This is a genomic window from Roseivirga sp. YIW32, assembly GCF_057219245.1.
In genome coordinates, this window is the sequence record NZ_JBXVVG010000001.1 from 310,126 (window position 1) to 323,595 (window position 13,470).

Sequence of the window (13,470 nt, forward strand, 5' to 3'; positions counted from 1 at the left end):
TAATCAATTTAAGGAATCTCAGGTAAATGCATTTCGATTCGATCAAAATTCCATTTATAAGGAATTCTGTATTTTGGGAGCTATGATCCAAAATCCGATCTATATCCTGACCGTTCTTTGTGGTTTGATCTTCCTAAGCGAATGGCTGACTAAGCACACCTTTCTCAAGCACATTTCGGGTGCGCTTTTGGTGATCATTTTGGGGGCGATCTTTGCCAACTTTGGTTGGATTCCTTCGGCCTCTAATGCCAGCCCGGTGTATGATGCTATTTTCAAGTATGTTGCCCCTGCCTCCATTTTTTTCTTGCTGCTCGGCGTTAACCTAAAGGAATTAAAAAAGGCCGGATTGCCTATGCTGATGGCCTTTGTCCTAGGTTCTGCGGGCACCATGTTAGGGGTGTTGGTGGCCATCAATTTGATCAATGGTGAGGTGGTCTTTGGAGATAACTATGCGGCGATCGCCGGCATGATGACAGGTACCTATACCGGCGGAAGTGCTAATTTCAATGCAGTTGCCCTCCATTATGATGTGGTTAGAGAAGGGGCGGTTTACACGGGTATCGTCGTGGCTGATAACATTGTGACAGCCATTTGGATGTTGGTCACATTGGCCTTGCCCGCTTTAATGATAAAGATCAAGCCTAATCCTGAATTGAAAATGAAAGAGGAGGAAGCACTTGAGGCCTATACTGAGCGAGAGCATGTCGGGCCCCTTCGATTAGGTGCTATGCTCTTTTTAGGGCTTGCCGCGATCCTAGTGTCAGATCTGTTGGCAGCGCCTAGCGGTATTCCTTCCGTTTTGATCTTGACCACACTGGCCTTGCTCTTGGAGCAGCTCAAATTGATCCAGCAGCTACCAGGCGCTAAGGTCCTAGGCATGTTCGCTGTTTACCTGTTTTTGGTGGTGGTAGGTGCTTTTTGTGAGGTCACGGCATTGGTGGAAGTGGGGGAGCATGCAATTGATATCTTGTTGTTTACAGCAGCCATCGTGTTGGTGCATGGCCTATTCCTGTTGGCATGTGGTGTCGTTTTCAAAACGGATTGGTCGATCATTGCCATTGCCTCTCAGGCCAATATTGGAGGAGCAAGCTCGGCACTGGCCCTGTCCAAAAGCTTTAAGCGAAACGATCTCTTGCTACCTGCCATTTTAGCGGGAAGTCTTGGAACGGGTTTGGGTACTTATTTGGGTTTTTTGGTAGCCGGATTGCTGTAAAGTAGCACGCTTTAAGCCGCAAGCTGCAAGGGGAGTAGCGAGTTGTGAGCTTCGAGTAGCGAGTGATGAGTTTAGATCTATTCTAGGACGTCATTCAGAGCGCAGCGAAGAATCTCCCTCAACGAAGGAGGAGAGGCCTCGTTTTTCTCATACCTCGAAACCGTCAGAGTGACGAGTCATTTGGTATCCTCATTCAGAAAGATGATGCCTTTTAAGAACGCCCTAATCTCCTGTTTCTGATCTCCTGTTAACTAAGCCTTCGGCTCAAAAAGTGCACACTTGGCGCCTCCTGGATCTTCGATGTAACATGCGCGGCCATAGGATCCCATATCTTTGATCTTGGTCAGCAGTTTTCCTCCTCTTTTTTTGACGGCTGCTAGGCTTTTGTCGAGATCTTCTACGTTGATGTAAATCATCCAGACGGCAGGAGGTATGTCGCTATTCACACCCTTGTGGTAGCAAACACCAGCAGCAGGTTGATCACCCGACATCATCGTGTAGTCGTCATAATCGCCTATTGAGACTGGTGACGACGTCCAGCCGACCACTTCGGCATAAAATTCTTGTACTTCTTTTGCATCAGTTGTGACCATGTCGATCCATCCGATAGTTCCGGGTTTGTTGTCCATGAGCTTTTATTGATAAGATAAGGATTTTTAGCGTGATTAGGTAAGGAAGTGAGGATATGAAGGGAAGGATGCAGGCTTCAAGTTACTGGATTTAAAGGTGTTAACCTCGTGGCTCGTAGCTTAAAGCTTACAACTTTTTTAAGTCCACCCCATTCTTTTCTTCAACTCTGTCACGTGCGCCAGGTGATGCTCGCCATGCCAGGCATACATGGCCAACACTTCTTTTAATACCTGCTTGCCATTGACGGGATGGATGTAGGCTTTTTCAAGATCTTGAGGGTTCATGGAATTGAGTAAGGCGACCCAGCGTTCGTGGATTAGACTGAGCAGATCCAATGAGGTCTGAATGCTCATGGTCTTCAAGTAAGGAAGTTCTGCCCATCCTTCTTCGTCATAAGCTTTGATCTGCGGAGAGTCCTCTGTCATGGCCCAATGAAAACGCACGTACGAATTGATATGTGAATCGGCCAAGTGATGAATGAGGTCTCTCACCGTCCAGCCCCCTTCTCGATACGGGGTGTCCAGTTGGTCCTGACTCATTTCCACCACTTCGATCGCAAATCGCCGAGGCAAGGTGCGGATCTGTTCTATACAGTCTTCGATCTGTTGTTTGGTGATGTTCTCGGGCTTTTGAAATTTTCCGATAGGGTATCTTGGATCACTCATGTTGGAAGTTATTCAATTTAGTGACGAGCCACAAGCGACAAGCTTCAAGGAGTTGCTACTCTTGCAGCTTGCGGCTTGCAGCTTGCAGCTCTACGGTACAGTCTGTCCTTTCGAAGCCGTCCATAATTCAAACCATTCCTGGCGACTGAGTTGAATGTCAAGTGACTCAACAGCCGCTTGGATACGCTCCAACTTACCCGAGCCGATGATGGGAACGATGCCTACTGGATGTGCGAGTAACCAAGCAAACATGATCTGATCTGTTCTTACTTCATGCTGTTTAGCGATCTTATGAATGACATTGCGCATGGTCAAGAAACGATGCGTTTCGGCCGTGAAGATGGCTCCGCCTGCCAAAGGCGACCAAGCCATCGGATGGATACGATGTTCCTGACAGTGGTCGACAGTGCCGTTCTCAAATTCTTGCAAGGCAGCAATGGAGATCTCGATTTGGTTTGTGACCAGCTTGAAGTCCAGGTAAGACTGCAAGGCATTGAATTGACTTGGCAAAAAATTGGAAACACCAAAGGCTTTTACCTTGCCTTCCTTCTTCAATTGGTCAAATGCCTTCGCTACCTCCTCAGGGTTGATCAGTGGATCGGGTCTGTGAAGCAGTAAAACATCCAGTTGCTCTCTTTTGAGCTTTTTCAAGGAATTCTCCGCCGATTTGACGATGTGCTCAAAGCTGGTGTTGTAATGCTTAATGTAAGTTGAAGGGCGCTTTTGAGACATTAACTGGATACCACATTTGGTGACAATCTTGAGCTTATTGTTCAGCTCAGGGACTTGTCCTAACGCCTTCCCGAAGAGTTCCTCGCAGCTGTAGTCTCCATAAATATCGGCATGGTCAAAGGTATCGATGCCTAGTGCCAGACAATCTTCTACCAGTTGTATGATGTCCTGATCTGACATGCGCCACTCAGACAAGCGCCATACGCCATGCACCAGGTTTGAGATACTGACTTCATCATTGAGTTGGATCTGCTTCATAGCGTTTTCTTTATTGATTGGTAAATAAAATAAATTATAGTCACATGAACCTGCCTGCGGCAGGTAGGCTAGTTTCAGAATTTAATTAACCCGAGTTCTTAATAATAAATGACGTCATGCCGGAAAAATAGGCCTTAAATTCTTCAAGGGCCTATTTTATCCGGTATCTCAGTATCGTTTAAATGAGATTGCGGATATTTTCCTTTGATTTTGATAAATTTTCAAAGGAAAATTCCGCAATGACTTTCTAATAATGAGTGAAGAAATTTCATAGTTTTTATTTTCGCATATGCTTACGATCTATCACAACCCCCGATGCAGAAAAAGTAGAGAGACCCTTCAGCTCATTGAAGACAGCGGTGAGCTAGTGGAGGTAATTGAGTACCTAAAGGAAGTGCCTTCAGCTCACGAGCTTCACAAATTAGTAGAGATGTTGGGCATTAAACCGGAACAGCTGATCAGAAAAGGAGAGGCCATTTACAAAGAGCAGTTCAAAGGCAAAAGCTTATCCGATAAAGAGTGGATCGAAGCCATGGTCGAATACCCGAAGTTGATCGAACGACCCATCGTTACCCGCGATAACAAAGCAGTGCTCGGTAGACCTCCGGAGAATGTGAAGGAGCTACTTTAGCCACGAGCCACGAGCCACGAGTCGCGAGAGTAGTTAGTGGTCAGAAGTTAAGAACTGAGAACGGGAACAAGTCAGAACATCATTCAGAGGGAGGTACGACCGAAGAACCTTCCTGCCGTCAGGTCTCCTTATCAATTTAAAAGCTTCTTCGTTTCTCTGCATTGAGCTACCCTGAGCACCAAACACGAATAACGATTAACGAATAACGATTAACCAATAACCGTCAACTGAGCACCAATTTCAGACTGAACTTTCTGAACTTCTTTGTAGTTAGTCTCACATGAGTGAAAAAGCCCCTATCAAAGTAGAGATCTGGAGTGATGTGATGTGTCCCTTTTGTTATATCGGCAAGCGACATTTTGAACAAGCACTTGAGCAGTTTGAGGACAAGGATAGAGTTGAAGTCGAATGGAAAAGCTTTCAGCTTGACCCTACCATTCCACATGACCTCAACTATGAAGGTGATATCTATCAATACTTAGCTGATAAAAAAGGATGGACCTACGAGCAGTCTGTACAGATGCATCAACGGGTAGTCGACATGGCAAAATCCGTGGGCTTGGATTATAACTTTGATAAAGCCAAACCGGCCAACTCACTCAAGGCGCACTGCCTGATACAGCTGGCCAAATTGCACGGTAAGGGTGATGAGCTGGAAGAGCTGCTCTTCAAAGCTTATTTTACTGAAGGTCGGGATTTCGGCGATGAAGAAGAGCTGGTGCAGATCGGTGAACAGGTGGGGCTTTCTGCTGAAATGGTCCGCGAAGCACTTCAGAGCAACACCCTGAAGAGTGCTGTGGCTCAAGACATCGAAGAAGGTCAGCAATTGGGATTGACAGGCGTGCCTTTCTTTGTGGTAAATCGCCAATATGGTGTGGCGGGTGCACAACCACCAGCGGCATTTACGGAGGTGCTTGAGAAGGTTTAGTGGCTGATCGAAGCTTCGGAGCACTTTCTTGCCTAATGAAAAATGCCAGTTCTGAGTGACGAATAATGCATTTTGAAAAGATGCCCAACCCTAAATAGCATTGACCGTTGGTTAATAAATTATTTATCTGTTTACCCGGAAGTCTTGACGCTATAGTTTTTGCCAAACAACGTCGCCCCCTGCTAATTTGTCTTCTCTGGTATAGCCATACCATCTCCCTCGACATTCGGTACCCAATGGATTTATCTTAAGCATAATGACACCCGAAAGTGAGACATAGTTTTGTCCCGACTCATAGATCAAATTAAGAATTTAGTTTCTTGAGAATTTTCCAGAGATGGGATAATTACCGTTTTGGTTATTTTGTCCTTCACCGAAAATGTTTTGCCCTCTTATTCGGTTGATGACTACGGTGTCTTCCAGGTAAACATCCTTAGCGCCATCTTGATACCAAGAGGCTTTCCAATGTCCTTTAATGTCTGGATAGCCTAGCTCTTTTCTTTTCCTACTTGATTTAATATCCTTTCCATAGACCGTCAAAACACCAACAGCTGTAGTTGCTCCTGCTCCGATTAAGGCCGAAAGTAAAATTGAGTCCATGTCTTAAACATACTTAAAAAAAAATCACTTTTCCCGGTTGAAAAAGAACGGGAATAATAAAATGGGTCATTCAAACATGTATTAGGTAGTATCTCTAATCAAATGATTAAACATTAAATCGTATCGAATTTCTTTCCAGGGCTACCGGATTGAACATTCATCATTCTCAAGCCTCTTGCTGCTTATACTTTCCTTTCGATTTACGGATTCGACAAGACACCACCTTGTATTCAGGACACATGGCTTCCGTATCGTGCTCATCACTGGTGATGATGTTCAGCATGATCTCAGGGAAATGGAAGGTCGAGCTGAGAATACCCGGCTTCATTTCGTCAGTGATCTTCGCCTTGATGTCCACCTTGCCGCGAGGACTTTCGGCACAGACCATGTCGCCGTCTTCAATGAAGTGTTTAGCGGCGTCTTCCGGACAGATCAACAACACGTCCTCTGTTAAGATATCGAGGTTGCCCGTTCTACGGGTCATGGCCCCGCAGTTGTAATGCTCCAGTTCTCGATTGGTGGTGATGATGTAAGGGTAGTCTTTTCCATGCTTTTCGACCTCTCGCGATTCTTCCCAATTGACAAAAGTGAATTTGCCTTTCCCCCCAGCTCGCTTGAATTGCTCGCCATGCAGAATCTGTGAATCGGTACCGTCGGCTTTGACGGGCCATTGCAGTCCGTTATCGCCCAATCTTTCCCAGGTAGCCCCTTCAAAGAAAGGAACGATTTTCGAGACTTCTTCAAGTACACCAGCACCCGAATAATCGGGTTGGTCATAGCCCATTTTGCGCATCATCTCTACGATGATCTGCCCATCGGCTTTGGTGCCCGGAAGCGGCTCCACTACTTTTTGTACGCGCTGAATTCTACGCTCACCATTGGTAAAGGTGCCGTCCTTCTCCAAGAAACTGGCACCAGGTAACACCACGGTGGCGTGTTTGGCGGTTTCAGTCATGAACAATTCTTGCACCACCAAAAGGTCAAGGCTGTCCATGGCTTTCATCACTTTTTGTGTATTCGGATCGGTTTGCACCACATCTTCACCAATGATCCAAAGGGCTTTCAACTTGCCTTCAATGGCAGCATTGAACATTTCTGGAATTTTATAGCCGATATGCATTGGTACTTTATCCGACTTGTAGAAGGTATTGTATCGATGATTCACTTCTGGATTAGTGACATCCATATAACCGGCACCCTGATGAGGTTGTGCGCCCATGTCTGCTGCGCCTTGCACATTGTTCTGGCCGCGTAGAGGATTCACCCCGCAACCGGGTCGACCAATGTTGCCAGTAATCATGGCTAGGTCAGAGATCAGCTGAACGGTAAAAGTCCCTTGGTAATGCTCGGTGACACCTAAACCGTGAAATTCCATGGCGGCATTGGCATTGGCATAGGACAAGGCAGCTTCTTGAACAAGGTTTTTGTCGACACCGGTGATGCGCTCATGCTCGTCCATGTCGAGTTTTAAGATCTCTTCCTTAAAGCCGGCATAATCTTCACAACGCTGATCAATAAAATCTTGGTCCTGACAGTTATTGGTGATGATGTAGTACAACATCATATTGAGCAAGGCCACATTGGTGCCAGGCCTTAGCTGCAAATGATAAGTAGCATATTTGGCTAACTCGATCTTTCTAGGATCTACCACTATACTGGTCACACCCTGCATAAATTTCTGCTTGATCTTAGCTCCTGTGACGGGATGAGCATCGGTAGGGTTGGCTCCGATCACAATGATGCAATCAGTATGCTCTAAGTCTTCGATGGAGTTAGTTGCTGCACCGGTACCAAAGGCACGCTGCATACCCAAGGCAGTGGGTGAGTGACACACGCGAGCGCAGCAGTCGATGTTGTTGGTGCCAACCACTGCACGAATGAATTTCTGCATGAGGTAATTCTCCTCATTAGGGGTGCGAGCAGAAGAAATACCGGCAATGCTGTCCGGGCCATCTTCAGCGATGTACTTGTTCAGTCGCTCAGCAATAAAGTCGTAGGCTTCGTCCCAAGAGGCTTCTTCAAACACACCGTTGCGCTTGATCAACGGAGAGGTCAAGCGATCCTTATGGTTATAGAATTTGAAGGCAAATCGTCCTTTTAAACAAGTATGTCCACCATTGGCTGCTGCCTCATATGGGGCTTGAATGGAGGTGATCTGTCCGTTCTTGGTACTAACTTCCAGATTGCAACCCACTCCACAGTAGGTGCAGACGGTTCTTGTTTTTTCTTCGGTGACGCGTGATTTGGATTCAAAGACATCACTAATGGCTGAGGTAGGACAAGCCTGTGCACAGGCACCACAGCTCACACAGTCTGAATCAAAGAAGTTATCATTGTCACTTTTGATGATGTGCGCATCGAATCCACGACCCGACATGCTGAGTACAAATTCGCCCTGCACTTCATCACAGGCACGCACACAGCGGTAGCAGTTGATGCACTTCGACATGTCTGATGTCATGTAAGGATGACTCAGGTCTTTCTTCCGATCGAGGTGGTTCGCGCCTTCCGGGTAGCGCACATCTCGAATGCCCACTTCAGCAGCCACATCTTGCAATTCACAATTACCGTTGACCTCACAGGTCAGGCAGTCTAGTGGGTGATCGGTCAAGACCAGCTCTACAATATTCTTTCTTAATTTTTGAATTCCTGTAGTATCAGGATAGATGTACTGCCCCTCCTGAATAGGGGTATGGCAAGAAGCCATGGTCTTGGTTTTGCCTTCTTTTTCCAAGGCCACATCAACAGAGCAGACACGGCATGAACCAAAGGCCTCAAGGTTGGGTGCGTCACAGAGGGTTGGCGGCCGATTGCCCGTGTTTCTTACTAAGAATTGAAGAATCGATTCTCCTTCTTGGATGGCATAAGCCACATTATTGATGTATGCTTTTTTCATCTTCAATTAGCTTAAATAGGTTTTCAATTCATCGTCAAAGTACTGCAGTGCATTCTTTATCGGCAGCGGGAGTCCACCACCTAATGCACAAAGTGAACCGCGTTCAAGGGTATCGATCAAATCGTCCAATAGCGCGCGGTCGACCTTGAAATCTTCGTTTTGTGCTTTTTGAAAAAGCTCTTTACCACGGGTAGAGCCGAGGCGACAAGGGAAGCATTTACCGCAACTTTCATGAGCGGTAAAAGCGAAAAGGTGTTCAATGTATTTCACTAAGGGATATTCTTGTGGGATACAGATCACGGAGGCGTGTCCAAGAAGGAAGCCGTTCTGCGAAAAGCTCTCGAAGTCTATGGTTAAATCATCGATTTTTCCAACAGGGACCAGCCCCCCTAGAGGACCACCAATGTGCATGGCTTTGATCGGCTGTTTGAATCCTTGGCCCAATTCGTCGATGACGGTACGCAAAGGCGTGCCCATTTCTACTTCATACAAACCTGGTCGATTGAAGAAGCTATCCAAGCAAACCAATTTGGTTCCGGTTGATTTTTCTGTGCCGTGTCCTGCATAAGCCTTGCCCGAGTTGGATAAAATGTAATGTAGCGCAGCAAGTGTTTCTACATTATTGACGACGGTAGGTTTGTTGAAAAGGCCTTGCTGAGTCGGATAGGGAGGTCGAGTCCGCACCTCTGGTCGTTGTCCTTCCAGCGAATTAAGCAAGGCGGTTTCTTCTCCACAGATGTAAGCACCCAGGCCTTTGACCACCTTGAGATCAAATGAGAAACCACTGCCCATCACATTGTCACCCAAGATCTGTAGATCGTAGAGCTTTTCGATCTCCTGATTGAGGATGTCGATGCTCTCCGGGTATTCGCCACGTGCGTAAATGACGCCCCAATTGGCGCCAATGGTAAAGCCCGCTGCGATCATGCCAAAGATGACCGCATGCGGTTGTTTTTCCATCAAATAACGATCCGAATAAGCACCAGGGTCGCCTTCGTCTGCATTGCAGATAATGAATTTCTGGTCTGAGACCTCGTATTTACAGGCTTCTAATTTGAAACCCATGGGAAATCCGGCACCACCTCGGCCTCGAATCCCTGAGTTTTTGATCTTTTCTAAAGTGGCATCAGCCCCTTGATCAAGTACTTGTTTTAGGCTGGCATAGTACTTATCCAAACCAGGGAAGTCTGTGGTGAGGATCTGCTTGCCGTAGTATCCGACATGATAGTCATCGGCGGTTCCTTTTTTCTCTGCCAATTCATTGACAGCCGCTTCAGCTGAATAATTCTTTCCTTCTGCGTGAAACGCATGATTCTCATGACAGCGTCCCAAACAGGTCATGTCACCGATCTCTTCTGTTGTATAATGCTTACCGAGTGCTTTTCGAAGGTTTTCTTGCGTACCGGCGAGCATACAGGCTGAGCCATTACATACATAGGCTTTCTTGCCTTGATTCTCTGCCTTAGCGAAATCATAAGCAGATATTGTTCCGGTGATGTTGGCTTTTCCGATCAGGTATTCTTCCGCCAATCCTTTGCGTTGTGCAGGATTCAGGTGGCCGCCGGCTTCTTCGGTCAATTGGCCAATTTTCTCAAAGAAGTTGTTGGCCATGCCTTTCCGACCGGAGAGGTGACTTAAATTTTTTGACATAGGTGGTGCGTTAAGCAATTCAATATAAGCAATTCTTCAATTTGAATCTTGCTTTGCCTGAATCTTCACAAGCAGGGGAGTTCTGCTTTATCGCTTTTGAAAGCTACAGAAGATGAAGTTTTGAGTGGTATTGAAAGGCGTGTGGTGGTTTACCTTTGCACAATCAAGTTGTTTAAAAGAACCGTTAAAAAGTGTAGTCAACAAGTTGGTTGAATATTGCTTGATCTCGATTCCGCTGCATTTTGTAGGGCCATCTGTTGAAAAAGTACCGATGACTAGATAGCCTCCCGTGTTGATGAATTGATTAGAGGTATTTACGTAATGGCTTATTTCCTTTTCTTCTGTAAGAAAATGAAAGGCTGCGCGATCATGCCAAAGGTCATAAGACTCAGAAGGTACAAAAGAAGCGGCGTCGGCAACGATCCATTTTACCAGAGCAGCTTTTTCACCCAGTCTTTCTTTGGCTCGGTCAATAGCCGAACTGGAAACATCGAGAATGGTGAGGTCACGAAAACCCAAAGAAAGCAAATGGTCGACTAGAAAGCTATCACCACCTCCGACGTCGATGATCTTTGCTGTTTTTGGTAGATTAAAGCCTAAAATGATCTCCAGTGAAGTCTCGGGTTTAGGTTGAAACCAACTGACCTCATCCATGGCTTTGGTCGTGTAGATCTTTTCCCAATGAGCTTGACGGTCTAGATGGTTCATCTTGATAGGACCTTACGCTAGAGATTAATACCCCAGAATGTTCAACATGGACTCATGGGTTTGCTCTTCTGCAAATAGGTTGTAGCTAAACTCTCCATTCTCGTCTTTGTCGATCAACAGGTGTTTGGGTGCCGGAATCAGACAGTGCTGTATGCCGCCATAGCCACCCAATGACTCTTGGTAAGCGCCAGTATTGAAAAAACCAACATAGAGTTTCTCATCTTCTTCGATCAGGGGAAGGAAGACTTCGGAAGAATGCGCCTCTGAATTGTAATAGTCCATACTGTCGCAGGTCAAGCCACCAAGATTCACTTTGTGAAAAGGGTGGTCCCATTTGCTAATGGCCAATAAAATGTACTTCTGATTGAGTCCCCAAGCATCTGGTAGGTGAGTAATGAAAGACCCGTCGATCATGTACCACAACTCCTTATCGTTTTGTTGTTTTTGATCGAGGATCGAATAAAAGAAAGCGCCGCTCTCACCAACGGTATACGAGCCAAACTCGGTAATGACGTTAGGTGTAGGAACGTTGTTTTTGTCGCAGATCCATTTGATGTTCTCAATGATTTGATCGACCATGTATTCGTAATCGTACTCGAAGGTCATCGAGGTTTTGATCGGGAATCCACCGCCAATATCAACTGTATCTAATTCAGGACAGATTTTCTTAAGCTCGCAATACTGGTACATAAAGCGGCTAAGTTCACTCCAATAATAGGCCGTGTCACGAATGCCTGTATTAATGAAAAAATGTAACATTTTGAGCTGTGCACAGCTGTCTTTAATTTCTTCTTTGTAATAGCTGATGATGTCGCTGTATCGTATGCCAAGACGGGAGGTGTAAAACTCAAAGCTCGGTTCCTCATCAGCAGCGACTCTAATGCCAATTTTAAAGTTCCTGTCGATGGTTTTTTTGTATTCGTCAAGTTCATTGAGGTTATCCAAGATCGGGATGCAGTTCTCGAAACCGTCATTGATCAGTTCACTGATGTATTTGACGTACAACGGACGTTTGTAGCCATTGCAAACGATCAGTAAATTCTTGTCTATTTTCCCTTTTTGGTAAAGACTTCGAACGATTTGGATATCAAAAGCTGAGGATGTTTCGATTTGGCAATCATTGGCCAAGACCCTGTCAAGAACAAATTCGAAATGGCTCGACTTGGTACAATAGCAATAGGTGTAATTCCCGTTGTAGCGATGTTTCTTGAGTGCATTTTCAAACCACTTCTTCGCGTTTTGAATATTCTCGCTGATCTTAGGTAGGTAAGTAATTCGAAGGGGCGTGCCGTATTGATCGAGTACTTTCTTCAGGGGGACACCATGAAACTCCAAGTATTTCCCTTTTACCTGAAATTCAGCAGTAGGAAAGTCAAAAGATTGGTCGATGAGGTCAAAATAGCTTTTCAATGCATTCAGTAGTTTATCGATCAAATATCACAACAATTCAAGAATTTCTTTCCTCATGCAGAATTTTTTTCAAAAAGGGTGGCGCCGAATATATTCAACAAGTTGAGATTAGCATTCATTAAAATTTCTCAATTTTACATTCAACTTATGGGCTAGAGTGCTAGTAAAAACATGTCAACATCACCAATCTCTGATTTCATAGAAAAGCATTTTTTGCATTTTAATGCGGCCAGCTTAGTGGATGCAGCCAAGGACTACAATAAACACTTAGCGGAAGGCGGTAAAATGATGGTTACCCTCGCAGGTGCGATGAGTACTGCAGAGCTAGGGATTAGCTTAGCTGAAATGATTCGCAACGATAAAATCGCCATCATATCCTGCACAGGGGCCAATTTGGAAGAGGATATCATGAACCTCGTGGCGCATTCGCACTATGAACGCGTACCCAATTACAGAGACTTGACACCTCAGGACGAATGGGGGCTTTTGGAAAAAGGACTGAACCGAGTAACGGACACCTGTATACCGGAAGAGGAGGCATTTCGACGACTTCAAGCACATATTCATAAGCAATGGAAGAAAGCCGAAGAAGCAAACGAGCGCTTTTTTCCGCACGAATTCATGTACAAGATGTTATTGAGCGGAGATTTAGAGCCATACTATGAAATAGACTCAAAAAACAGCTGGATGCTTGCTGCGGCTGAAAAAAATCTACCGATCGTAGTGCCGGGTTGGGAAGATTCTACCATGGGAAATATTTTTGCTTCCTATTGTATAAAAGGGGAGTTGAAACCGTCTACGACCAAATCAGGTATCGAGTACATGGTGTGGTTAGCCGATTGGTATACAAAGAATAGTGAAGGCCAAGGTGTTGGCTTTTTTCAGATTGGGGGAGGAATAGCCGGAGATTTCCCAATTTGCGTCGTCCCCATGTTGTATCAAGACCTGGAATGGGAAGGTGTTCCTTTTTGGAGTTATTTCTGCCAAATATCTGATTCAACCACTAGTTTTGGGTCGTATTCTGGAGCCATTCCTAATGAGAAGATCACGTGGGGTAAACTAGACATCAATACACCAAAGTACATCATAGAGTCTGATGCGACCATTGTGGCTCCTTTGTTATTTGCATATGTTCTTGGATGGTGAAAC

The 13,470-nt window shown here is 45.4% G+C and carries 12 protein-coding genes; 4 read left to right on the forward strand and 8 right to left on the reverse strand.

Going from position 1 to position 13,470, the window contains the following annotated elements; all coding sequences use genetic code 11:
• Nucleotides 1–82: 82 nt before the first annotated feature.
• On the forward strand, nucleotides 83–1,213 hold the full coding sequence (locus tag AC2D6U_RS01605) for a DUF819 family protein (RefSeq protein WP_484719187.1): 1,131 nt from the start codon (nucleotides 83–85) through the stop codon (nucleotides 1,211–1,213).
• Nucleotides 1,214–1,464: 251 nt separating this feature from the next.
• On the opposite strand, the gene AC2D6U_RS01610 is transcribed toward AC2D6U_RS01605, so the two are convergent.
• From AC2D6U_RS01610 to AC2D6U_RS01620, 3 genes are all read right to left on the reverse strand, one after another.
• Nucleotides 1,465–1,842 (reverse strand): VOC family protein, encoded by a 378-nt coding sequence (locus AC2D6U_RS01610; RefSeq protein ID WP_484719188.1) that lies wholly within the window; start codon nucleotides 1,840–1,842, stop codon nucleotides 1,465–1,467.
• Between the two features lie 138 nt (nucleotides 1,843–1,980).
• Complete coding sequence (locus AC2D6U_RS01615) at nucleotides 1,981–2,508, reverse strand: YfiT family bacillithiol transferase (protein WP_484719189.1); 528 nt, start codon at nucleotides 2,506–2,508, stop codon at nucleotides 1,981–1,983.
• Between the two features lie 90 nt (nucleotides 2,509–2,598).
• Nucleotides 2,599–3,498: an aldo/keto reductase gene (locus AC2D6U_RS01620; protein ID WP_484719190.1), complete on the reverse strand. Its 900-nt coding sequence runs from the start codon at nucleotides 3,496–3,498 to the stop codon at nucleotides 2,599–2,601.
• A 289-nt stretch (nucleotides 3,499–3,787) separates the two neighbouring features.
• Here AC2D6U_RS01620 and arsC point away from each other — a divergent pair, with 289 nt between their 5' ends.
• Together arsC and AC2D6U_RS01630 are read left to right on the forward strand one after the other, a co-directional pair.
• On the forward strand, nucleotides 3,788–4,129 hold the full coding sequence (gene arsC, locus AC2D6U_RS01625) for an arsenate reductase (glutaredoxin) (protein WP_484719191.1): 342 nt from the start codon (nucleotides 3,788–3,790) through the stop codon (nucleotides 4,127–4,129).
• 280 nt (nucleotides 4,130–4,409) lie between these two features.
• Nucleotides 4,410–5,057, forward strand: coding sequence for a DsbA family oxidoreductase (locus AC2D6U_RS01630; RefSeq protein ID WP_484719192.1), 648 nt, complete (start codon nucleotides 4,410–4,412; stop codon nucleotides 5,055–5,057).
• A 312-nt stretch (nucleotides 5,058–5,369) separates the two neighbouring features.
• On the opposite strand, the gene AC2D6U_RS01635 is transcribed toward AC2D6U_RS01630, so the two are convergent.
• The 5 genes from AC2D6U_RS01635 to AC2D6U_RS01655 form a co-directional block, all read right to left on the reverse strand.
• On the reverse strand, nucleotides 5,370–5,657 hold the full coding sequence (locus AC2D6U_RS01635) for a hypothetical protein (protein ID WP_484719193.1): 288 nt from the start codon (nucleotides 5,655–5,657) through the stop codon (nucleotides 5,370–5,372).
• 166 nt (nucleotides 5,658–5,823) lie between these two features.
• The gene (fdhF, locus tag AC2D6U_RS01640) at nucleotides 5,824–8,553 is read right to left on the reverse strand and encodes a formate dehydrogenase subunit alpha (protein ID WP_484719194.1); all 2,730 of its coding nucleotides are present in this window, start codon (nucleotides 8,551–8,553) and stop codon (nucleotides 5,824–5,826) included.
• A gap of 6 nt (nucleotides 8,554–8,559) precedes the next feature.
• Nucleotides 8,560–10,203 (reverse strand): NADH-ubiquinone oxidoreductase-F iron-sulfur binding region domain-containing protein, encoded by a 1,644-nt coding sequence (locus AC2D6U_RS01645; RefSeq protein ID WP_484719195.1) that lies wholly within the window; start codon nucleotides 10,201–10,203, stop codon nucleotides 8,560–8,562.
• Between the two features lie 87 nt (nucleotides 10,204–10,290).
• The gene (locus AC2D6U_RS01650) at nucleotides 10,291–10,911 is read right to left on the reverse strand and encodes a class I SAM-dependent methyltransferase (RefSeq protein WP_484719196.1); all 621 of its coding nucleotides are present in this window, start codon (nucleotides 10,909–10,911) and stop codon (nucleotides 10,291–10,293) included.
• Nucleotides 10,912–10,935: 24 nt separating this feature from the next.
• The gene (locus tag AC2D6U_RS01655) at nucleotides 10,936–12,321 is read right to left on the reverse strand and encodes a type III PLP-dependent enzyme domain-containing protein (protein ID WP_484720573.1); all 1,386 of its coding nucleotides are present in this window, start codon (nucleotides 12,319–12,321) and stop codon (nucleotides 10,936–10,938) included.
• A gap of 171 nt (nucleotides 12,322–12,492) precedes the next feature.
• On the opposite strand from AC2D6U_RS01655, the gene AC2D6U_RS01660 reads away from it, so the two are divergent.
• A complete protein-coding gene (locus tag AC2D6U_RS01660) occupies nucleotides 12,493–13,467 on the forward strand; it encodes a deoxyhypusine synthase family protein (RefSeq protein ID WP_484719197.1) in 975 nt (324 codons plus the stop codon).
• Nucleotides 13,468–13,470: the final 3 nt, after the last annotated feature.

Excerpts from the sequence above, each read along its gene's own strand:
- AC2D6U_RS01605 (WP_484719187.1), top strand. The coding sequence starts at position 83 with ATGATCCAAAATCCGATCTATATCCTGACCGTTCTTTGTGGTTTGATC.
- AC2D6U_RS01610 (WP_484719188.1), bottom strand. The coding sequence starts at position 1,842 with ATGGACAACAAACCCGGAACTATCGGATGGATCGACATGGTCACAACT.
- AC2D6U_RS01615 (WP_484719189.1), bottom strand. The coding sequence starts at position 2,508 with ATGAGTGATCCAAGATACCCTATCGGAAAATTTCAAAAGCCCGAGAAC.
- AC2D6U_RS01620 (WP_484719190.1), bottom strand. The coding sequence starts at position 3,498 with ATGAAGCAGATCCAACTCAATGATGAAGTCAGTATCTCAAACCTGGTG.
- arsC (WP_484719191.1), top strand. The coding sequence starts at position 3,788 with ATGCTTACGATCTATCACAACCCCCGATGCAGAAAAAGTAGAGAGACC.
- AC2D6U_RS01630 (WP_484719192.1), top strand. The coding sequence starts at position 4,410 with ATGAGTGAAAAAGCCCCTATCAAAGTAGAGATCTGGAGTGATGTGATG.
- AC2D6U_RS01635 (WP_484719193.1), bottom strand. The coding sequence starts at position 5,657 with ATGGACTCAATTTTACTTTCGGCCTTAATCGGAGCAGGAGCAACTACA.
- fdhF (WP_484719194.1), bottom strand. The coding sequence starts at position 8,553 with ATGAAAAAAGCATACATCAATAATGTGGCTTATGCCATCCAAGAAGGA.
- AC2D6U_RS01645 (WP_484719195.1), bottom strand. The coding sequence starts at position 10,203 with ATGTCAAAAAATTTAAGTCACCTCTCCGGTCGGAAAGGCATGGCCAAC.
- AC2D6U_RS01650 (WP_484719196.1), bottom strand. The coding sequence starts at position 10,911 with ATGAACCATCTAGACCGTCAAGCTCATTGGGAAAAGATCTACACGACC.
- AC2D6U_RS01660 (WP_484719197.1), top strand. The coding sequence starts at position 12,493 with ATGTCAACATCACCAATCTCTGATTTCATAGAAAAGCATTTTTTGCAT.